Below are 21,704 nucleotides of genomic sequence, written 5' to 3'. Positions count from 1 at the left end.
TTTTAGTAACCAGATTAAAGCTTCTTTTCTTATGAAAAAACCTAAGAAAGAAAATCTAGCCTACACTTAATCTTTAAAAATTAATCATAACGGAAAGTAGCCAAAAACGCATGTAATAATTAACAGCTATTATTTTTATGGTTTTTATTAAAATGATCTTGTTTACGAGTTTATCACTGATTTTCACAATACAATCATTTTAAACCCACGCTCTTACGCAACAAAACATAAATATCTTCATCTTAAGAAAAATAGTATTGCAATTATCAATACTTGCAAAATCCTTCAAATAAGGAAGCTGTTTATTTTATTGTTGTTAACCACTATCTACTCTTGTGAAAGAGTATAAAAAACTCTTTCACAAAGTTTGATATATAAAAACACACAGTTTTAAAAGTTATCGAAGTACATCGAAAAGATAATAAACAAGCGATAACCCTTTAAAGAATGAAACGTGAAAGATCAACATCAGCAGCCAGATCACCTATAGATTGCTTGACATAAGCAGCATCAACTTTAAATGAAGTGCCAGCTTTATCAGGTGCTGTAAAAGAAATTTCATCTAGAACACGTTCCATCACTGTTTGCAAACGACGTGCCCCAATATTTTCAATCCTTGCGTTTAAATCAACAGCAATATCAGCCAAAGCATCAATTGCATCATCTGTAATTTCTAAATGAACCTCTTCTGTTGCCATTAAAGCAATATATTGCTTAATCAAACTTGCTTCAGGCTCGGTAAGAATACGTCGTAAATCTTCCCTCGTTAAAGCATTTAACTCTACGCGTATAGGTAAACGACCTTGAAGCTCTGGCAACAAATCAGATGGCTTGGATACGTGAAACGCACCAGAAGCAATAAAAAGAATATGATCCGTTTTTATTTGCCCATATTTAGTAGCAACTGTTGTTCCTTCAACTAAAGGCAAAAGATCCCGCTGAACCCCTTCACGTGAAACAGTAGCACCTGCTCCACCATCTCTGGTTGCAATCTTATCAATCTCATCAATGAAAACAATTCCATCATTTTCAGCCACACGTAATGCTTCTTGAATAATTTGATCCTGATCAAGAAGTTTTTCAGATTCATCATCAATTAATGGTTTAAAAGCATCCCTTACGGTTGTTTTGCGGATTTTTGTACGAGTCCCCATTTTGCCAAAAATATCTGATAGACTCATAATACCCATTTGTGCACCAGGCATACCAGGAATATCAAATGTGGGAGTACCATTACTACTATTATCGGTTATCTCAATCTCAATTTCTTTTTCATCTAACTCACCTTCGCGTAGTTTTTTACGAAAACTATCACGTGTAGCAGGGCTTGCTGTTTTGCCAACAAGGGCATCCAAAACCCGCTCTTCAGCATTCATACGAGCTTTAGCTTTTACCTCATCCCGCTTCTTTTCACGTACAAGAGAAATTGCTATTTCAACAAGATCACGAATAATTTGTTCAACATCACGCCCAACATAACCAACTTCGGTAAATTTAGTGGCTTCTACTTTAACAAAAGGTGCACCAGCAAGTTTTGCCAATCGACGTGCTATTCCTGTCTTACCAACACCTGTTGGCCCTATCATTAAAATATTTTTCGGCATAACTTCTTCACGCATTTGTCCTTCAAGTTGTTGCCGACGCCACCGATTACGCAAGGCAATAGCAACAGAACGTTTAGCGTCTTTTTGACCAATAATAAAACGATCAAGTTCAGAAACAGTTTCGCGAGGAGAAAATACAATACACATTCAAATAGCTTTCTCTAAAGAATTATAACTCTGTATCCAATGTTTCAATCGTGAAATTGCCATTGGTATAAACACAAATTTCAGCAGCAATGCTCATCGCTTTACACGCAATAGCTTTTGCATCCAAATCCGTATCTATGAGTGCCCGCGCAGCCGATAAAGCAAAATTGCCCCCAGAACCAATTGCCATGATTCCATCTTCTGGTTCTAATACATCTCCAAGACCTGTTAAAGCCAAAGTTACTTTTCTATCAGCCACAAGCATCATTGCTTCAAGACGACGCAAATAGCGATCAGTTCGCCAGTCTTTTGCAAGCTCTACACACGCACGCATGAGCTGATCAGGATACTGTTCAAGCTTAATTTCCAATCTTTCTAACAATGTGAAAGCATCCGCTGTAGCGCCTGCAAAACCAGCAATAACCGTTCCACCCTTCCCAAGACGACGCACTTTACGTGCATTACCTTTCATAATGGTTTGCCCAAGTGAAACCTGACCATCACCAGCCATAACTACTTTATCACCCTTTCGTACAGTAACAATAGTTGTACCATACATTCTATCAGACTTATGTTCTGTCATTAAGAAAACTCCTTAATATTGCTTCCCTTTATCAGACATAAAATGCAACTATCTATCTCTTTATTTAAGAACATATATTGCAAAACACAACGACTGAGCTTAACTCAATTATTTAAATAAGAAAATGATACCGTTGCTGCCAACTTAAATTGTTGTTAAATAACTTTCACATGTAATCTGCATTTTCTAAAAGAGTAAACTATGAAAAAAATAGCCATAGGAACATTGGGTGGCACTATTGCAATGGCACCTGATAATTTTGGGAAAATGCAACCAACTTTAACTTCAGATATCCTTATAAAAAGTGTTCCTGATTTTAAAAATATTGCCGATATTTATGCTCAAACATTAACACAATTACCAAGTGGATCTTTATCTTTTAAAATTCTTTTTGAAACAATAGAATGGGCAACACAACAAATCGCAGCCGGTGCCGATGGTATTGTTTTAACACAAGGTACTGATACACTAGAAGAAACAGCTTTTTTTCTTTCCCTTTACTGGAATAAAGTTGAACCACTCGTTATAACTGGCGCTATGCGTCTGCCCTGTAATGCAGGTGCTGATGGGCCGGCTAATCTTTTAGCTGCAACCCGTGTTGCTGCTGATCAACAGAGTCGTAACAGAGGTGTCTTAGTTGTAATTAATGATACTATTCATTCACCCTACTGGGTGCAGAAAAGCCATACTGTCAGGGTTGAAACATTTCAGTCAGATTTAGCAGGCGCTTTAGGAACCATTTTGGAAGGAAAACTTATTTATTTCAATGATCGAAATTTCTTTCCTACAACTTTTACATTTCCCAAAAATAATAACCACCAAGTTGCACTTCTGTACTCCTCTCTATCATCTGATACAAACTTAATGAAATTCTGTCTTGAAAGTGGACATTATGCAGGCCTTGTTATAGCTGGTTTTGGTGCAGGTCATTGTTCTTCTCAAGAAGCAGATATTATACGACAATACGCCAAGAAAATTCCAATTATCATCGCAAGCCGTTCTTATAATGGCTCAACAGCTAAAACAACCTATGGTTATAAAGGTTCAGAAATCGATATGATTGCTTCTGGTGCTTTGATGTCAGGTTATTTATCTGCAGTGAAAGCACGTTTACTTTTATGGACTTTTTTGGCACAAGGTTTATCACAAGAACAAATTAATATGTATTGGAATGATTGGACTATAAGCTGAGAAAAATCGTTGATTATTTTAAATGAAAAAATATGCACAATAAAATCGTTTTGACAATAAAGTACTCTATCTTTTTATACTCAAGTATTGCTGTTGAAAAAAAACAATCCAGCAAAAAATTCTTGGTCGGCAAAAATGATTGATATCAATCTGTCAAAAACCAACCAAGGAGATGATCTGATCAATTACATTTCTGGCCCTTATTCTCCTTATAGTGTCTTTACCGCACAAGAATGGTCCCAGTTTCGTGCAGATACACCACTTACTTTAACCTTTGATGAAATTAAGCGTTTACGCTCAATTGGCGATCCTATTGATCTTGAAGAAGTACAACGCATTTATCTCTCCTTGTCACGTTTGTTATTATGCCGCGTTGAAGCAGTGCAAAAACTTTTCCAAAAACGACAACAATTTTTGTACCAAGAAGATATAATAAAAACTCCTTTTATTATTGGAATTTCAGGCTCTGTCGCAGTAGGAAAATCAACCACTGCACGTATCCTTCAGGAACTTTTGAAACGTTGGACATCCAACTTTAAAGTCGATCTAGTGACAACTGATGGCTTTCTCTATCCTAACGCTGTGTTACAGAAAAAAAATCGTATGAATCGTAAAGGTTTTCCTGATTCTTATGACATTAAAAAATTGCTGCGCTTTCTCGCCACTATAAAAGCTGGTATCGGTAATGTCAGCGTGCCACTTTATTCACATATGACCTACGATGTTTTAGAAAATAAAGAGGCTATCATTGACCGTCCTGATATTTTAATCGTTGAAGGTATTAATGTGCTTCAGGTCAGTACTTTTCCAAATGATAAAAAAATTATGCCTTTTGTTTCAGATTTTTTCGATTTTTCAATCTATGTAGACGCTGAAACAGAAATGATTCGCCATTGGTATTTAGATCGTTTCAAGCGTTTGCGTAAAACAGCGTTTCAAAATCCTGAATCCTATTTTCATCGTTATGCGCTCTTAAGTGAAGAAGAAGCTTTAAAAATTGCTGACAATCTTTGGTATACGATTAACTTAAAAAATTTACAGGAAAATATATTGCCAACACGGCCACGGGCTAACCTTATTCTACGGAAAGGAAGAAACCATTTGGTCGAATATGTTGCACTTCGAAAACTATAAGGATCAAATAGATATGCTTCAACACCAAATTAATTTCACTTCAACACGTGCCGACAATAGTTGCCCTATTATTTTAGTGTGCCAAAAAAATTGTGCTGACTTATCTTTTGATGCATCAACAACCAAATGGATGAAAGTCAATAACTTTACTGGAAAAGCAGGGCAAATATTATTTGTTCCTCATGAAACAGGACAATTAAAAAAAGTTTTATTTGGAATCGGCAATGGTGAAGAACCTTTTATCACAGGACTTCTTGCCAAACATCTGCCTACCGGCGATTGGCATTTACAAGGATCAGCTGCAAACGAAATAAATACGTATTTAGGATTAGCATTAGGAAGCTATCAATTTAACCGTTATCTCCAAAATCCTTCTTTCAAATCATTATCGATTCATGTTCATGACACAATTGATCTTAATGAACTCAAACGAATTTATGAGACGGTCTTTTTTGTCCGTGATCTCATCAATACTCCAGCCAACGACATGAACCCTGATACTCTGGAGACCACAACCTACCAACTAGGACAAATTTATAATGCTCACGTCAAAAGCATTTGCGGAGATGAACTCCTTACACAAAACTTTCCAATGATTCACGCTGTAGGGCGGGCAAGCAATATTGCACCACGACTTATTGAACTACAATGGGGCCAGGAAAATCACCCTAAAATAACATTAGTTGGTAAAGGCGTGACCTTTGATACTGGGGGATTAGACATTAAATCAGCCAACAACATGCTGTTAATGAAAAAAGATATGAGTGGTAGCGCACATGTCTTAGGCTTAGCTAAGCTTATTATGGATGCACAATTACCCTTCCGTTTACAGGTTCTGATTCCAGCAGTTGAAAACGCAGTTTCGGGTAACGCCTTTCGGCCAGGTGACATTTTAAAAAGTCGAAAAGGACTAAGTGTTGAAATTGGCAATACAGACGCTGAGGGCCGACTTATTCTTGCCGATGCATTAACCTATGGTGATGAAAACAAACCTCAATTCATGCTTTGTATGGCTAGTTTAACAGGAGCTGCTCGCATAGCATTAGGTCCAGATCTTCCTGCATTTTATTGTAATGACTCATCATGGGCACAAAAAATTTTTCAAGCTGCCAACTGTGTTCATGATCCTCTTTGGCAAATGCCATTCTGGCAACCTTATAAGGAAAAATTATCATCACCGATTGCTGATCTCAATAATGCAACTCGAGATAACTTCGCTGGCTCTATAACTGCTGCCTTATTTCTCAATTCTTTTGTTGAAAAAACCCAACACTTTGCTCATTTTGATCTGTATGGGTGGATATCAAAAGAAAAACCAGGTTATCCTACTGGTGGTAGTGCACAAGTTATTCGCGCCCTTTATCATCTTTTCAAAGACCAAAGTTAACATAGATGATACATAAAGATCCACGATTATATCCATTCAGAAATGATCTTGCAGATCAGCACATTATAAAAGAAATAACAGCTCAACGCCCTATTCAAGGAGAAAAAAAACGCGTTAATACAGCAGTTGCCGGTTTGTTTAAGGATAAAAGTCAAAAAAGCGAAAGGCAAACTGAATGCCTCTTTGGAGAAGAACTTTTAATCTTTGAACAAGGAGAAACCATGTCATGGGGGCAATCACTCAAAGACAACTATGTGGGTTATATTGATACAAAAATTCTTTGTACACCAACTATAAAACAAACTCATATTGTTTCAGTGCCGCGTACCTTTCAATATTTACAAGCTGACTTACGTGGACCAATAGAAAGTGCCTTATCTATGGGAAGTAAAGTAAGTGTCGTTGATGAAATTGAGACACGAAATACAATGTATTCTATCCTTGAAAATGGAAAAGCTATTGTTTCTTGTCACCTTAGACCCATTGAATATATCTATGAGGACTACGTTACAGTTGCGCAAACTCTTGTCGGCACACCTTATCTTTGGGGTGGTGTCAGTGGCTTTGGTATTGATTGCTCGGGATTGGTCCAGCTTTCCATGATGATGGCCGGTCAAATAGTTTTACGAGATACCGATATGCAACAGAAAACCATAGGAAAACAATTGACAGACAGTGAAAATCTTCAACGGGGTGATTTGATCTTTTGGAAAGGCCATGTTGCTATTATGGTCGATCACCAAAATATCATTCACGCAAATGGCAAATCTATGGATGTTATGATCGAACCATTAGAGGAAGCTATCGCATATTTTGCTAAAAAAAATCAGCATCTCATAGCGAAACGTCAACCAATCCAGAAAATATAATATACGTTTTTTCATATGAGAGAGAGTTTAAAAAATACAACAACGCAATTATTATTATCATATGTAGAAAATAATAATTTGATTTTATATATTCATTAACACAGAAACACAGAGCTGAATTCTACATTTACTTTTTAAAATATATAAAGTTTACCCCCTGTTATAAGGCTTTTTATTTACGTACTTCAACTAAAACATTTCCGTTTATAATTTTGCACGTATTCCTCTCATAAAACAGCTTACACATAAGCATTAAAGCGTTATAAAAATAACTTTTATTATTGTGTATTATAAATTGTATCATTTCATCAAATGAATGCCAAAAAGTTCGTCTACACATTGCTTTATTAAAAAAAGAAAATTTACTTTAACATTATGATGAATCTGTACTTACAGTATATCTATATTTTTAAATGTTTTTATTAGTTTTCATAAATTTCATCATAACTGCTCAATTAATTCAAACCTCTTTAACTAAACACATGCCATATTAAATAAGTCTCGGACCTATTTTCCAAATGTCAGGTTACAAACATACAAAAAGCGTAGAATAAGAAAAAGGTTGAAAAGTGAAAAATTCTATCTGGTTTCGATTTTCAACATTCCTATCATGTGTATTAATAACAGGAGAATTTTTATTTGGTTCTCTTGTTCTTTCGCATGCACAAGCACCCAATCAAAATTTGGGTCCAAGTGGTTTACCACTTCCACGATTTGCTTCGATCAAGCCTGCACGTGTTAATGTACGCGTGGGACCGGGAAGTAATTATCCTATTATCTACACCTATCAAAAGCAGGGCTTACCTATTGAAATTATTCAAGAATATGATCAATGGCGCAAAATTCGTGACTCTGAAGGAGACGAAGGATGGGTCTATCAATCGCTTTTATCGGGAAAACGAACTGCTATAACTATTCCGTGGCAAAAAGATAAAACAAAAAGACTTATGGTACGCCAAACCCCAACAGATAATGCAAAACTTTTAGCAGAAGTAGAACCCAATATTATCGGAAATATTCGTCAATGTGACGGGCATTGGTGTGAACTAGATATTCGCAACATTCGCGGATGGCTTCATCAAACCCAATTATGGGGAATTTATCCTGGTGAAAAAATCAAAAATTAATGATTTTCCAGCTTCTGCACTTAATTTTCATGTATCAAACTGTTTAATTCCTAATATCAACTAAGTTTTAGGTCTTAATCGAATGATTAAATCAACATGCGAAATTTCCATCCCCTCCGGTGGTTGAGGCAAATTTTCAATAATAGGAGACCCTTTTAAACTACAAGGAATATCAAGAATACGATTCTCACCTTCAATATAGAAATGATAATGATCAGATGTATTCGTATCAAACCAAGTTTTTGAACCTTCTACAGCAATAATTCGTAATAAACCAGCTTCCGTAAATTGATGAAGTGTATTATAAACCGTCGCTAAAGACACAGGAACATTTGATTTAACTGCCTCTGCATAAAGCTCTTCAGCCGCAATATGGCGATTGCCTTGAGAAAAAATCATTTTGGCAAGCTCTAATCGTTGGCGCGTTGGTCGCAAACCATTTTGACGTAAATGCTTTTCTAATTCAGGTAAGGAATAATAATTCACAACTCTCTCACGAACTATTTTTCTTCATAAATCCTAAATTGTTTATGCTTATTGACGCAATATAAACTGCATTACATTTATATTCAAGTAAGGTTGACATTCAAGAAAATGAGGAAGATAAAATATAAATTCTTGATTTTATCAAAAATAGCCTTTCATAATAAAAATATATAAAAAAGGTCTTTAATCATATAAAATCATTTCCTTCTCCCTCAAATTTGCTTTAAAAATAAGTTGAAGAAGCACAATGAAATATACGGAGATAAATGGAGTAACAATGGCTGAACAAAAGTCTCGCTACACTTATGAAGAGCTCCTAAGCTGTGCTCGCGGTGAAATGTTTGGTAAAGGTAATGCGCAATTACCTGCACCACCAATGTTAATGATTCACCGAATCACCCAAATTAGTGAAACTGGTGGTGAATATAATAAAGGGATAGTCCGTGCGGAGTTTGACATCACTCCAGATCTATGGTTTTTCGATTGTCATTTTATCGGTGACCCTGTCATGCCAGGATGTCTCGGCTTAGATGGACTATGGCAATTAACAGGTTTTTTTCTTGGTTGGTTAGGTGAACCAGGAAAAGGACGTGCTATATCGACAGGAGAAACAAAATTATCAGGCATGGTTACTCCGCAAACTCAACTGCTTGAATATGAAATCAATTTTAAACGTATTCGACGTGGGAATTTGGTCTTAGGAATAGCAGATGGATGGGTGAAGGCAGATGGAAAAGCCATTTACAAAGCCAATGATTTACGCGTTGCTTTATTTAAAGAAGACTAACATTATTCCATCAGAAAAAACATTTTGTTGTGCTCTATATGAACTAAGGAGGTATGAATGCGTCGAGTTGTTGTAACCGGAATGGGAATTATCTCCTCAATTGGAAACGGACTTCAAACTGTTTTAACGAGTTTGCGTGAAGCAAAATCCGGAATTTCTTATGCACCCGAATATGCTGAATTAGGCTTTCGTAGCAGAGTTTATGCCAAACCAAATGTAAATATAGAAGAATTGGTTGATCGACGAGCCATGCGTTTTCATGGTCATGGAACAGCGTGGAATCATATTGCTATGGATCAAGCAATAGTCGATGCAGGTTTAGAACCTAGTGAAGTATCAAATGAGCATACTGGTATTATTATGGGTTCTGGAGGACCTTCCACTCGTTCAATCGTTGAAGCTGCCGATATTACACGTCAGAAAGGCCCTAAACGCGTTGGACCTTTTGTGGTACCCAAAGCGATGAGTTCTACAGCAGCAGCAACTCTTGCAACTTTCTTTAAAATTAAAGGAGTGAACTACTCGATCTCTTCAGCTTGTGCTACATCCAATCATTGCATTGGCAATGCTTATGAGATGATACAATACGGCAAACAGAATCGTGTCTTTGCAGGAGGTTGTGAAGATTTAGATTGGACGTTATCTGTTTTATTTGATGCCATGGGCGCTATGTCTAGTAAATATAACGACACACCAGAAAAAGCTTCACGTGCGTATGATATCAATCGAGATGGATTTGTTATTGCTGGTGGCGCTGGTGTTTTGGTTCTTGAAGAGTTAGAAGTAGCCAAAGCACGTGGCGCAAAAATCTATGGTGAAATTGTTGGTTATGGTGCTACATCTGATGGGCATGATATGGTTTCTCCATCCGGTGAAGGAGCAGAAAGATGCATGCGCATGGCACTTTCAACCGTAAAAAATAAAATTGATTACATCAATCCCCATGCAACAGCAACGCCCATTGGTGACCCCCTGAAATAGAAGCAATCCGCCAGATCTTTGGGACAGGTGATCAATGCCCACCAATTTCTGCTACAAAATCTTTAACGGGTCATTCTTTAGGTGCAGCAGGTGTTCAAGAAGCGATCTATACATTGTTAATGATGAATCATAATTTTATTTGTGAGAGTGCTCATATTGAAGAACTTGATCCCGCTTTTGCTGATATGCCGATTGTCCGTAAACGCCGTGATCACCAAGAATTAAATACTGTATTATCAAATACATTTGGTTTTGGAGGTACCAATGCAACGCTCGTTTTCCAACGTTATACGTAAATGATGATTCTTAACTGATTGACAATGGCACGATCTTACGGAGAAATAATATGAAAGGTTTGATGGAGGGCAAGCGTGGCCTCATTATGGGGATTGCGAATGATCACTCAATTGCTTGGGGCATTGCATGTCAATTAGCAGAAGAAGGAGCTGAACTAGCCTTGACTTATCAAGGAGATGCCTTTGGAAAACGCGTTCAACCGCTTGCAAAAAAACTTGGCTGCAAATTATTACTTGAGTGTGACGTTGAAAAAATTGAAAATGTCGACCAAGTTTTTGAATATTTAAAAAAAGAGTGGGGGTCGATTGATTTTGTTGTCCATGCCATTGGTTATTCAGATAAAACACAATTAAAAGGGCGTTATGTTGATGTTACAACCCGCGAGAATTTTACTCGCACAATGGTAATTTCAGCTTATTCTTTTACAGAAATCGCTCAACGCGCGGGTAAGCTCATGCCCAATGGTGGAACACTTTTAACACTCACTTATGGAGCTTCACAGCAAGTTGTTCCTAACTACAATATCATGGGCGTTGCTAAAGCAGCCTTAGAAGCTATGGTGCGTTATTTAGCTGCAGATTTTGGTCCTCAAAGTATCCGCGTCAACGCAATTTCAGCTGGCCCTGTTAGAACCTTAGCTGGCAATGGCATTGCAGCTGCAAGAGCAATCTTTTCATATCAACGTCGCAATGCACCACTCCGTCGCACTGTAAACATTAATGAGATTGGGAAATCTGCTCTTTATTTGCTTTCTGATTTATCGTCAGGCGTTACTGGAGAAATCCACTATGTTGATTCAGGATACAATATTATGTCCATGCCAACACTTGAAGAACTAAAACAAAGTGAAGAAACTCAAGGAGAATAATGGTTTAGACATTAGAAAAAAGTAGAAACACTTATTCAATAATTCCTACAAATTCCTGCAAAAATATTTAAGTCTATAAATTATTTAAGAGAATGATTCCTTTTACTATAGAATCATTCTCTTTCTCTTTTAAAATGAAAGCATTCTAGTCATTAAAAGACGATGAATCTTTCAACGCTGGTTCTTCCGGCGTTTGTACGTTTGATGCCGGTTCTTGTACATCTGGTGCTAATTCCTCCTGCTGTTGCACACTTGACGCCGGTTCCTGCGTACCTTGCACTGGTTCTTCCGGCTCCTGTATTGATGTTTGTTCCTCCTGCTCTTGCATACTTGATGCAGGCCCTTCTGGCTCAGTTACATTCATTTCTAATACTTTTGGCACAATAATGCGTCCTGAACCACCCATCATATTATAATTCAAATGAGAAATAGCCCACCACGTTCCTCCAATAATAATGAAAACGCACATAGCTGCAAACCACAGGGTTATCCAATTCCACTTAGCATCTGGACCAGAATTCAAGTGCAAAAAGAAAACAATCTGTACGACAATCTGGATCAGCGCCATACCAATGAGATAAATAACTTTCGTACTAACCGCCCAACTGTCCAACATCCCATACATTACAGGAATAAAAGAACCTAAAGTAAAAAAAACAGCTAGAATAAAACCAACCAAATAAGAGATAGTACTTGGATTATGTGCTTTGTCATGCGTGCTCATTACAGTGCTCCTAACAAGTAAACCATAGTAAAAACACCAACCCAAACAATATCAAGCAAATGCCAGAAAATTGAAAGGCATGTTAAACGTGTTTTGTTATTCTGATCCAAACCACTACGACATAGGTGAAAAAACATCACAATCATCCAAAGTAGACCAACACTTACATGGAGACCGTGCGTACCAACCAAAGCAAAAAATGCTGACCAATAAGCAGACAGAACCTCTCGCCCAAAAAGTTGCGTACCTGTTGTTAAATCAACACCAGCATAAGCACCAGCATCATAATAATACACCTCACTTAAAAGTTCACGAAATTCATAAATTTCCATCCCAATAAAGCAAGACCCAAGTACAAAGGTTATAGCCATCCATAAACGTACGCCAGCCAAATTACCCTTGTGGGTTTGTACCATCACAAAACCGTAGGTAATTGATGATAATAACAAAATAGCAGTTTCAACCAAAACAAAGTTTAAATGAATAAACTCACTACCTGCTTTACCTCCACCATAAGAAGCAGAAAATACAGCAAAACTTGAAAAAAGCGTCGCAAACACGATTAAGTCCGAAAGGATATAAATCCAAAATCCAAATATCATTACCGAACTATTGTCGTGGTGATGCTCATCCGCGCAAACATTATTCATTGTTACCGCACTCATGCTTTTACTCCTTGTTCTTTAAGAACAGCTGTGAAGGTGTCTTCTGTTTTCTGCACTTCTTCAGCTGGAATATAATAACCATGATGATCGCCCATTAATGAATGGCAAACAATCGTTGCAATAAAGCCAATCACCCCAATCGCAACAAGCCACCAAATATGCCAGACAAGCGCAAAACCTACAATTAATGAGAATAAACCTGCAATAACTCCAGCTGATGTATTTGACGGCATATGGATTTTTGTAAATCCACTCGTTGGGCGCTGATAACCATTTTTCTTCATATCCCAATAAGCATCCTCAGCCTGTACCTCTGGAATAATTGCAAAATTATAAGCAGGAGGAGGAGAAGAAGCCAACCATTCAAGCGTACGTGCATCACCCCAAGGATCATTTGATGTTACTGGCAAGCGCCCCTTATGCTTGATACCATACCAAATCGCCAAAAGAACTTGGAGCACAAAACAAAGGATACCAAGAAGAATAATAAAAGCTCCCACCGCAGCAATAATAAACATTGGCTGCCAACTAGGTTCAATATAGTGTTGGAGACGACGCGTAGCACCCATTAAACCAAGTATATAAACCGGGAAGAAAGCAATGTAAAAACCAATAAACCAACACCAGAAAGATGCAATACCTAACATGCGGTTTGGTTTAACACCAAAAACTTTTGGAAACCAAAAAGCCAGACCACCCAAATAAGCAAAGACAACACCCCCAATAATTGTATGGTGAAAATGACCCACCAAAAATAGAGAATTATGAAATTGCCAATCAGCAGGCACAATCGCCATCAAAACACCTGTTAATCCACCACCAACAAATGTAAACATCATCCCCATACACCAAAGCATAGGAGGCTCAAAGCGAATTCGACCCTTATACATAGTGAGCAACCAATTAAAGACCTTAACACCCGTTGGAATCGCAATAATCATTGTTGCAACGCCAAAGAAAGTATTAACAGCTTCACCACCACCCATTGTAAAGAAATGGTGTCCCCAAACAATAAGTGAAAGAATCAAAATAACCAAAATCGCCCAAACCATTGAGCTATACCCAAAAAGGCGTTTTGAAGAAAAAGTAGGTACGATTTCAGAAATAATCCCAAAAGCGGGGATAACTAAAACATAAACTTCAGGGTGACCAAAAATCCAAACATAATTAATCCAGACCATTGGATTGCCACCAGCTGCATTGGTGAAAAAATTCATACCCAAATAACGGTCACCTGCTAACAACGCAAACGCTACAGCTAAAACAGGATAAATAACTAAAATAAGAATATTGCTAACAAAAGCTCCCCAACAAAAAATGGGCATTTTCATCAATGTCATCCCAGGAGCACGCATTTTAATAATAGTTGCAACAAAATTGATTGCTCCCATCGTTGTCGCGATACCAGAAAGCTGAAGTGACCACAAATAATAATCGACACCTGTATCTGGACTGCTTTGTAACTCTGAGAAAGGTGGATACATCAACCAACCACCACGACCAAAATTGCCAACTCCAAGAGATATATTGAGCAGTATTGCTCCCGCAACCGTAATCCAAAATCCTAGATTATTTGCAAACGGAAACGCGACATCACGAGCGCCGATTTGAAGAGGTATAAGGTAATTAAAAAGACCAAATAAAATTGGTGTCGCCATGAAGAAAATCATAATAACACCATGAGCCGAGAAAATCTGATCAAAATGCTCAGGAGGCAAATAACCTGCTGTTTCATTACCAAGCGCCATAGCCTGATGTGTTCGCATCATAATCGCGTCAGCAAAACCACGAACAAGCATGATAATTCCGAGAACGATATACATAATGCCAATGCGTTTATGATCAACTGTTGTAATCCAATTACGCCAAAGAATTCCCCACCAGCCAAGCGCCGTTAAAGCAATAACTGCAACCAAGCCAATCACAACAATTGCAATACATGTATGAAGAACAATTGGCTCATGTGTAAGTGCATGAAAAGCACCAGCCGTAGGATCCGTAAGTCTTCCAAACATTTCTTACCCCATATCCAATGAATTTTAGTTTTAAAAAACCTTTTTTAAAAAGAGTTTTTTCTCGATTGATGCCTTTTTAAAGAACACCCGGATCAAAAACAGAACAAAGTGTACCCCAAAGTGTTTGAGCGGCAGCACGCTTCATTAAGTCTTCATTACATATCGTATTTTCATCAACACACCGGTTAACAATTCGATAATAAAGCCGTTCTTCAACAGGTGCAAAATAACGCACTTCAGCATCTTTTTCTTTCGCGACAACATCACCCATACGAGGTACACTTGAAAGTTGACGATAAGATGAACGATCAAGTTTTTGTCCACTCGCCCGAGCTTTAGCAATCCAATCATCGAAATCCTCTAAAGACACAGAATGCCATTGAAAACGCATACCTGAAAAACCATCACCACTATAGTTTGCCGAGCTCCCATTGAATATTCCTTGCTCATCAGCCACTAAATGTAATTTAGAATTCATCTGCGGCATAGCATAAAGAACTGTACCAAGTTTTGGTACCCAGAATGCATTAACAGAGTTTTCTGATGTTAACTGCAACAATACTTGACGACCTTCTGGCGCATAAATTTCATTGATCGATGCAACACCATATTCAGGATAAATAAACAACCATTTCCAATCCAGAGCCACAACATCGACCTGCAACGGCTTCTCCTCACCAACAACATCTACTGGAAGTGGATTTGAAGGTTCAAGCCTATAAGTGTAATAAGCCGTCAATAAACCTAAAATCGCAACAATAACAATTGGAATACCCCACATAAAAGCTTCAATTTTATTTGAGTGCCCCCAATCAGGCAAATAATCTGCTGCTGTGTTCGATGCGCGATATTTAATAGCCAAAAGGACTACCGCAATCATCACTGGAATCACGACACAAAGCATAACAAGAACACATATAACAATTAAAGTAAGCTGTTGACGTGCAATATATCCCTCAGGTTGAAGAACATCGAATTTACAACCAGATAAAAGTAACGCTCCCCCTAAAATAGCAAGCATCTTAATTTGTTCAAAACAGTTTCTCATTCTGACCTGCCTGTTATATGTACTAATAAATTATCATAAAAACAGTAATAGTATTTTTATAAGTTATCTTACTCATTTGAAACAAATTATTAAGAAAATGTCAAACACACCTTATCAATATTGTCTAATTTATGCCTTTTTTACACCACATTTTAGCCGCTTGGCAATATAATTAAGTGCAAATAAATATCCCTCACCCCCACACCCGACAATAACTGCATCTACCCCCATAGAAATATAAGAATGGTGACGAAAGGATTCACGCTGATAAATATTTGACAAATGAACCTCTACTATTAGCCCTGAAAACATCTTTAATGCATCAAGAATTGCAAGAGATGTATGACTATAAGCAGCTGGATTAATAATCAATCCAGCACTTACTCCAGTTGCTGCTTGTATCCACTCAATCAATTGTCCTTCATAATTACTCTGATAAAATTGCACCGTTATTCCAAGGTTTATTGCATAATCTTTGCAAGATTTTTCAATATCTTCTAAGGTTTCACTGCCATAAATTTCTGGTTCACGTCTTCCAAGAAAATTCAAATTAGGACCATTTAAAACCGTTATAATTGCAGACACAACAAGCCTCTTTTTCTCAATTATTATCCCATCACAAACTTTGAATAGGTTTCTTGCTGCAATAAAGCTCCATCTTCAATCTCAAAGAACTCTGCTCGTCCTTTTAAAGAATCAAACAAAACACGATCTGTTCCCGTCATAAATGTCTGACTACCTAAATCATCAAGAATATCAAATAAAGCAGCACGCCGACGAGAATCAAGATGCGCAGCCATTTCATCAAGAAGAAGAATAGGTGTCATATTTGACATCATACCTGTTAAACGCGCATGACATAACACTAAACCTGTCAACAAAGCTTTCTGCTCACCTGTTGAACAAGATGTTGCAGCTATATTTTTATCCGCATAAAAAACCTGCAAATCTGTGCGATGCGGCCCTTCTAATGTTCGCCTAGCAGCACAATCTACCGGGCGATTGCGACGCAACCGGTCTAAAAACTGTTCTTCAACTTCAATTGCTGATGTTGTTCCAAGAGCTTTTTCCAAAAAACCATCAATTTGCAGAAAAGCTCGTGGAAAAGGTGTATAAGACGATGTTTGCTCAGACATATCATTCAAAAGCTGAATAACATCAACCCGTGCAGCCGCAATAGCTGTCGCAAGTTCAGCCATCTGCGCCTCTAAAGCATCAAACCAAGCACAATCTTCATTTCCATCTAAAAACAAACGATTACGCGCACGCATAGCCTTATCATAATCTGCGATACGCCGGCCATGTAAAGAATCAATAGCCAAAACCATACGATCTAAAAAACGACGTCGATCAAGTGCAGGCCCCATAAAAAGTCCATCCATAGAAGGAGTCAACACACTCACATGGCAATAATCTGTCAAACAATCACACGACTCATGCACACCATTAATATGTACTTTTCGGCCACTATCACCAGTCTCTAAAGTTGTACCAATATGCACTTCACCATAAAGAGCACATTGAAGACGAGCAAACACAACAAATGCAACCCCTCTACTCTTAGAAAAACTGATATCAGAGTAAGCCGCACGCCGTAACCCACGACCAGGGGAAAGAAAAGATAACGCTTCTAAAAGATTAGTTTTACCAGCACCGTTATGACCAGTAAAAACTACATGCTGACCTGACAAATGAATATTGAAAGAGCAATAATTGCGATAATGCGTTAATTTCAGCTGCCTCACTGTTACCTTATGTACACGGCTAGCATTGCACTGCAAGGCGCATTATCCTTAAACACGAATAGGCATCAGCACATAAAGTGCATTTGCATCATCACTTTCACGAATCAGTGCTGGTGCCCCAGCATCAGCTAGCATAAAAACCATTTCATCGCTTGAAAGTTGCCCAGCAATATCTAAAAGATAACGTGAATTAAAGCCTATCTCAAGCGGATCAGATGTATAATCTGCAGCCAATTGATCTTCTGCACTTCCAGAATCAGGATTATTAACTACAAGCTTTAGCTGCCCATTTTCGATTGTTAATTTTACCGCACGACCACGATCATTTGAAATTGTTGAAACACGATCAACTGCAGCAGAAAAATCCTGTCGGTTGACAGCTAGTTTTTTATCATTACTCAAAGGAATAACGCGTTGATATTCTGGAAATGTTCCATCAATTAACTTCGATGTCAAAACTACAGATCCAACAGAGAAACGAATCTTTGTTTCTGAGAGTTCTATAGAAACATCACCCTCAGTTTCTTCGGAAAGTAGTTTTTGTAACTCTCCTACAGCTTTACGAGGAATAATAACACCCGGCATATCCTTAATTTCTGAAGGCGCCTCCATATCAACCTGTGCTAAACGATGGCCATCAGTTGCAACCAAACGCAACTTCAAAACACCATCATCAACGACATGAAAATAAATACCATTAAGATAATAACGTGTTTCTTCAGTCGAAATAGCAAATTGTGTACAATCAAATAAACGCTTTAAATCTGATGCCGATAAAGAAAAACGACAACTAAACTGACCTGGAAGTGACTCTGGAAAATCTACCTTAGGAAGACATTGAAGTTGAAAATTAGCACAACCAGAAACAACAGACATTGTATTTGCTTGATTGTTATCAACCTTTAATACAATCTCACTTCCACTGGAAAGCTTACGAACAATGTCATAAAGCAAATGCGCCGGAACAGTTATTGCTCCTTCTTGCTCAACTTTAGCTAAAGAAGACTCTATAACCTCAATATCAAGATCTGTTGCTTTTAATTGTACACCATCACCACTTGCGTTAATCAATACATTTGACAAAATAGGAATTGTATTACGACGCTCAACTACACGATGAACACGATTAAGAGACTTTAAAAATTGATTACGGTCAATTGTAATGTGCATAAAAATCCCCGTTGATAATTTATTTCATAACTATAGGAATTCGCTCAGCCAAAGCACTCGATTCATTTAAAGAATCATAGTTGAAGTTTATGCAACCTCTACTAAAATGGCAATAGGGCATCACATAAGCAAAAACGACTATTCTCACTGGATCTTTCCAGCATATTAACAAATAGAATAAAAAATTATCAATGTTATACAGCTTGTTCTCCAATTAGTCGCTTAAGCAACTCAAGTTCTTTAGCTAAAGTCTTATCATCATAAATCAAATCTTCAATTTTGCGTACAGCATGTAAAACTGTTGTATGATCGCGCCCTCCAAAACGACGCCCAATTTCAGGCAACGAGCGAGGTGTTAACACTTTTGCCAAATACATTGCAACTTGTCGTGGCTTAACAACCGTACGTGTTCGGCGATTGGATAATAAATCTTGCTTAGAAACGTTATAATGGCGTGCAACTGTACGTTGAATTTCCTCAATTCGAATACGTTTTGGCTCACCCGAACGTGTCAAATGACCTAATAATTCATCAACACGCTCTAAAGACAAATCAGATTCAAAAGATTGACGGAATAAAAGCTGATTAAATGCTCCTTCAATATCGCGCCCTGACCCTAAAATCGTTTTAGCAATATATTCTAAAATATCATTAGAAATTTCAATTGCACTATCATCTTGTCGCGCTACTTTTAATCGTTGCTGCAACATTTTTAAGCGCATTTCATAATCTGGCGCTTCAATTTCAAGAGCAACTCCCCCTTGAAGACGAGAGCGAACCCGAAGATCAAGCGATTCCAATTCCGCTGGTGGACGATCTGCAGCCACAATAACCTGCTTTGCACTATCAAGTAACATGTTGAGCAAGTGGCAAAATTCGTGTTGAATCGATTTACCTTGTAAAAATTGCATATCATCAATAATTAAAAGATCAATATCGCGAAGCTGTTCTTTAAAAGAAAGAGCATTATTATCACGAATAGCTGTCGCAAAACGCCACATAAAATATTCAGCAGTCAAATAAATAACCCGCGCGGGCGTTAAACGCTTCAAAGCGGCAGCCGCAATAGCTTGAAGCAAATGCGTTTTTCCCAAACCAACTGATGCATGAATAAAAAGAGGGTTAAATCGCAACGCACTTTTATGCCCCTCTGCAATTGAATGCGCTGCAGCTAAAGCAACACGATTTGAAGCCCCCTCAACAAAATTTTCAAAAGTATAACGCGAATCAAGTGGCGAACCAAAGATTCCTGCCTGAGAATTCTTGGTTGAATACTCCACATAACTCTCAGCTAAAGATGAAGTATTCTGCTCCTCAGGAACTGCAACAACAGAGCTGCCATTTGTTTTGCATACTTCATTTTTTGAAACACGTTTTAAATCACGAACAATAACTTCAACCCGAAGAATCGCTGAATTTTCCTGTTGCCATAAACTGGTTAAAAGAGAACCGTAATGATTATTAATCCATGAACGCAAAAATGCTGTAGGAACAGAAAGTTTCACAAGATTGCGATTATACTCGGAAAGCTTCAAACGACCAAACCAACTGGTATAAGCCTCAACACCAACCCGCACTTTTAATTGCGCCATCACACGTGCAAAAGCAGCTGCACCTTCTTCTTCCAAAATAACTGGATGCTCTCCAAGAGTACTTGTACCACCCATTTCATTTATATTCGTCATTTGATTTATTGCTCTTTCTGTCGACAGAACATCCACCGAAACCCTTTTCAAGGAATTAGCTCTAGAACTCAATTTATCCACCATTTTTTATTCCGATAAAAACTACAATCTTGTCCTGCCAGACAGCTAAATATTTACTTAGCCAATGCAAGTGCTTCTTTCCCAAAATGAGATAATTCATCCTCCCCTAAGATAGCCTCATTACAACCTGACTAATAAAGATGACCAATAAGATTTATCTTTTATTGATTGTACGACATGCTCTTCAAGATGACAAAACATATCAATAAAGAAACTAAAAAACTCACCCGAAAACTCGCTTAAGCTAAAGCGTTCTTCATCTAAAACGCTATAGCATCTAGCTGATGTAAACCTTGTGCATTTTCAATTTCCGTTAAAGACCATACAAAACAGAAGAGGTAAAATGCAAGAGGCCAAAATAAAATCAAAAGACCATTAAAATCCGCAATAATTTTGCAATCGTAAAAAACAAATGAGAAAGTTCATTGATTCAACTCACTTTTTCTTTACGAAAAATTTACTATTAATGAAAAAATTCATTCATTAAAAAAAAATAAAAAAAAGCTTGACAAGAAAAGACTCTATCACAATCCACAAGGCTTGTGGATAACTAGCTTAACATTATAAATTTATTCTATTTTTTAACAGTAATAACCATCGTACAGCTTTTATAAAAAAAGCATCATTTTTGAAAATAAATAAAAAAGTCAGCACCTGTTTGGTACTGACTTAATGTGATAAATTGGAAAAAATTTAGGCGCTAAAGGCTTTTAAGCGTTTCGCTAAACACGATACTTTTCGCGCGGCAGTATTCTTATGAAAAACCCCTTTAGAAACCGCACGCATAATTTCAGGCTCAAAATTTTTAAATGCTACTTCCGCAGAAGCTTTATCACCGCTAGCTAAAGCATCATTAAATTTACGAATAAAAGTGCGAACGCGTGAACGGCGGGCCTTATTGACCTGCGTGCGTGCTGCGATCTTGCGCACTGCTTTTTTTGCTGAAAGTGTATTCGCCATCGTATCTTTCTCTTTCAACTAATCAGTAAAAATTAATTCGACAAAATATTTTACTGAAATAAACAAGTCTAAGCTCTAAAGCTGTTCATTATTGGTGCTCTTATAACGTAATCTAAAAACAAACGTCAATTAGATTCTCAAAGATGAACC

General features: G+C 37.5%; 17 protein-coding genes and 3 pseudogenes. 8 read left to right on the top strand and 12 right to left on the bottom strand.

Annotated features, from left to right (window positions below; translation table 11 throughout):
- Nucleotides 1-440 precede the first annotated feature (440 nt).
- Nucleotides 441-1,751 carry an ATP-dependent protease ATPase subunit HslU gene (gene hslU, locus BWD121_RS07615; protein ID WP_078664021.1) on the bottom strand — a complete coding sequence of 437 codons (1,311 nt, stop codon included), beginning with the start codon at nt 1,749-1,751 and terminating at the stop codon, nt 441-443.
- Nucleotides 1,752-2,334: pseudogene (gene hslV / locus BWD121_RS07610) on the bottom strand (ATP-dependent protease subunit HslV).
- Nucleotides 2,335-2,535: 201 nt separating this feature from the next.
- Between hslV and BWD121_RS07605 the strand changes: the two are divergent.
- From BWD121_RS07605 to BWD121_RS07585, 5 genes are all read left to right on the top strand, one after another.
- A complete protein-coding gene (locus BWD121_RS07605) occupies nt 2,536-3,525 on the top strand; it encodes an asparaginase (RefSeq protein WP_078664019.1) in 990 nt (329 codons plus the stop codon).
- Between the two features lie 189 nt (nt 3,526-3,714).
- The gene (gene coaA / locus BWD121_RS07600) at nt 3,715-4,659 is read left to right on the top strand and encodes a type I pantothenate kinase (protein ID WP_240536713.1); all 945 of its coding nucleotides are present in this window, start codon (nt 3,715-3,717) and stop codon (nt 4,657-4,659) included.
- A gap of 13 nt (nt 4,660-4,672) precedes the next feature.
- Nucleotides 4,673-6,046, top strand: coding sequence for a leucyl aminopeptidase family protein (locus BWD121_RS07595; RefSeq protein ID WP_078664106.1), 1,374 nt, complete (start codon nt 4,673-4,675; stop codon nt 6,044-6,046).
- Between the two features lie 5 nt (nt 6,047-6,051).
- Nucleotides 6,052-6,915 carry an NlpC/P60 family protein gene (locus BWD121_RS07590; protein ID WP_078664018.1) on the top strand — a complete coding sequence of 288 codons (864 nt, stop codon included), beginning with the start codon at nt 6,052-6,054 and terminating at the stop codon, nt 6,913-6,915.
- A gap of 569 nt (nt 6,916-7,484) precedes the next feature.
- Nucleotides 7,485-8,042, top strand: coding sequence for an SH3 domain-containing protein (locus BWD121_RS07585; protein WP_078664017.1), 558 nt, complete (start codon nt 7,485-7,487; stop codon nt 8,040-8,042).
- Between the two features lie 60 nt (nt 8,043-8,102).
- Here the strand turns inward: BWD121_RS07585 and irrA are convergent.
- Nucleotides 8,103-8,556, bottom strand: a pseudogene (irrA, locus tag BWD121_RS07580) (iron response transcriptional regulator IrrA).
- Nucleotides 8,557-8,805: 249 nt separating this feature from the next.
- On the opposite strand from irrA, the gene fabA reads away from it, so the two are divergent.
- The 3 genes and pseudogenes from fabA (at nt 8,806) to fabI (ending at nt 11,461) form a co-directional block, all read left to right on the top strand.
- Nucleotides 8,806-9,315, top strand: coding sequence for a 3-hydroxyacyl-[acyl-carrier-protein] dehydratase FabA (gene fabA, locus BWD121_RS07575; protein WP_007476100.1), 510 nt, complete (start codon nt 8,806-8,808; stop codon nt 9,313-9,315).
- A gap of 57 nt (nt 9,316-9,372) precedes the next feature.
- A pseudogene (fabB, locus tag BWD121_RS07570) lies at nt 9,373-10,592 on the top strand (beta-ketoacyl-ACP synthase I).
- A 50-nt stretch (nt 10,593-10,642) separates the two neighbouring features.
- Entirely contained in the window at nt 10,643-11,461 is an 819-nt protein-coding gene (fabI, locus tag BWD121_RS07565; RefSeq protein WP_078664016.1) for an enoyl-ACP reductase FabI, read from the top strand.
- A 145-nt stretch (nt 11,462-11,606) separates the two neighbouring features.
- Here the strand turns inward: fabI and cyoD are convergent, their stop codons facing one another.
- From cyoD to rpsT, 9 genes are all read right to left on the bottom strand, one after another.
- Nucleotides 11,607-12,185 (bottom strand): cytochrome o ubiquinol oxidase subunit IV, encoded by a 579-nt coding sequence (cyoD, locus tag BWD121_RS07560; protein ID WP_078664015.1) that lies wholly within the window; start codon nt 12,183-12,185, stop codon nt 11,607-11,609.
- A complete protein-coding gene (locus tag BWD121_RS07555) occupies nt 12,185-12,850 on the bottom strand; it encodes a cytochrome (ubi)quinol oxidase subunit III (protein WP_078664014.1) in 666 nt (221 codons plus the stop codon). The genes cyoD and BWD121_RS07555 overlap by 1 nt, the downstream gene beginning before the upstream one ends.
- Nucleotides 12,847-14,865 (bottom strand): cytochrome o ubiquinol oxidase subunit I, encoded by a 2,019-nt coding sequence (cyoB, locus tag BWD121_RS07550; RefSeq protein ID WP_078664013.1) that lies wholly within the window; start codon nt 14,863-14,865, stop codon nt 12,847-12,849. The genes BWD121_RS07555 and cyoB overlap by 4 nt, the downstream gene beginning before the upstream one ends.
- 76 nt (nt 14,866-14,941) lie before the next feature.
- Entirely contained in the window at nt 14,942-15,913 is a 972-nt protein-coding gene (gene cyoA, locus BWD121_RS07545) for a ubiquinol oxidase subunit II (protein WP_078664012.1), read from the bottom strand.
- Between the two features lie 129 nt (nt 15,914-16,042).
- The gene (gene aroQ, locus BWD121_RS07540) at nt 16,043-16,498 is read right to left on the bottom strand and encodes a type II 3-dehydroquinate dehydratase (RefSeq protein ID WP_078664011.1); all 456 of its coding nucleotides are present in this window, start codon (nt 16,496-16,498) and stop codon (nt 16,043-16,045) included.
- Between the two features lie 23 nt (nt 16,499-16,521).
- Nucleotides 16,522-17,694, bottom strand: a complete 1,173-nt coding sequence (gene recF, locus BWD121_RS07535; RefSeq protein ID WP_078664010.1) for a DNA replication/repair protein RecF — start codon at nt 17,692-17,694, stop codon at nt 16,522-16,524.
- A gap of 12 nt (nt 17,695-17,706) precedes the next feature.
- A complete protein-coding gene (dnaN, locus tag BWD121_RS07530) occupies nt 17,707-18,828 on the bottom strand; it encodes a DNA polymerase III subunit beta (RefSeq protein WP_078664009.1) in 1,122 nt (373 codons plus the stop codon).
- A 194-nt stretch (nt 18,829-19,022) separates the two neighbouring features.
- Nucleotides 19,023-20,597, bottom strand: a complete 1,575-nt coding sequence (gene dnaA / locus BWD121_RS07525; protein ID WP_078664008.1) for a chromosomal replication initiator protein DnaA — start codon at nt 20,595-20,597, stop codon at nt 19,023-19,025.
- Nucleotides 20,598-21,287: 690 nt separating this feature from the next.
- A complete protein-coding gene (rpsT, locus tag BWD121_RS07520) occupies nt 21,288-21,554 on the bottom strand; it encodes a 30S ribosomal protein S20 (RefSeq protein ID WP_007476123.1) in 267 nt (88 codons plus the stop codon).
- Between the last annotated feature and the right edge of the window lie 150 nt (nt 21,555-21,704).

This window comes from Bartonella sp. WD12.1 (genome assembly GCF_002022415.1).
GTDB lineage: Bacteria > Pseudomonadota > Alphaproteobacteria > Rhizobiales > Rhizobiaceae > Bartonella.
The sequence above is the reverse complement of the archived record's forward strand: the minus strand, read 5'-3'. Positions and strand labels throughout refer to the sequence as shown.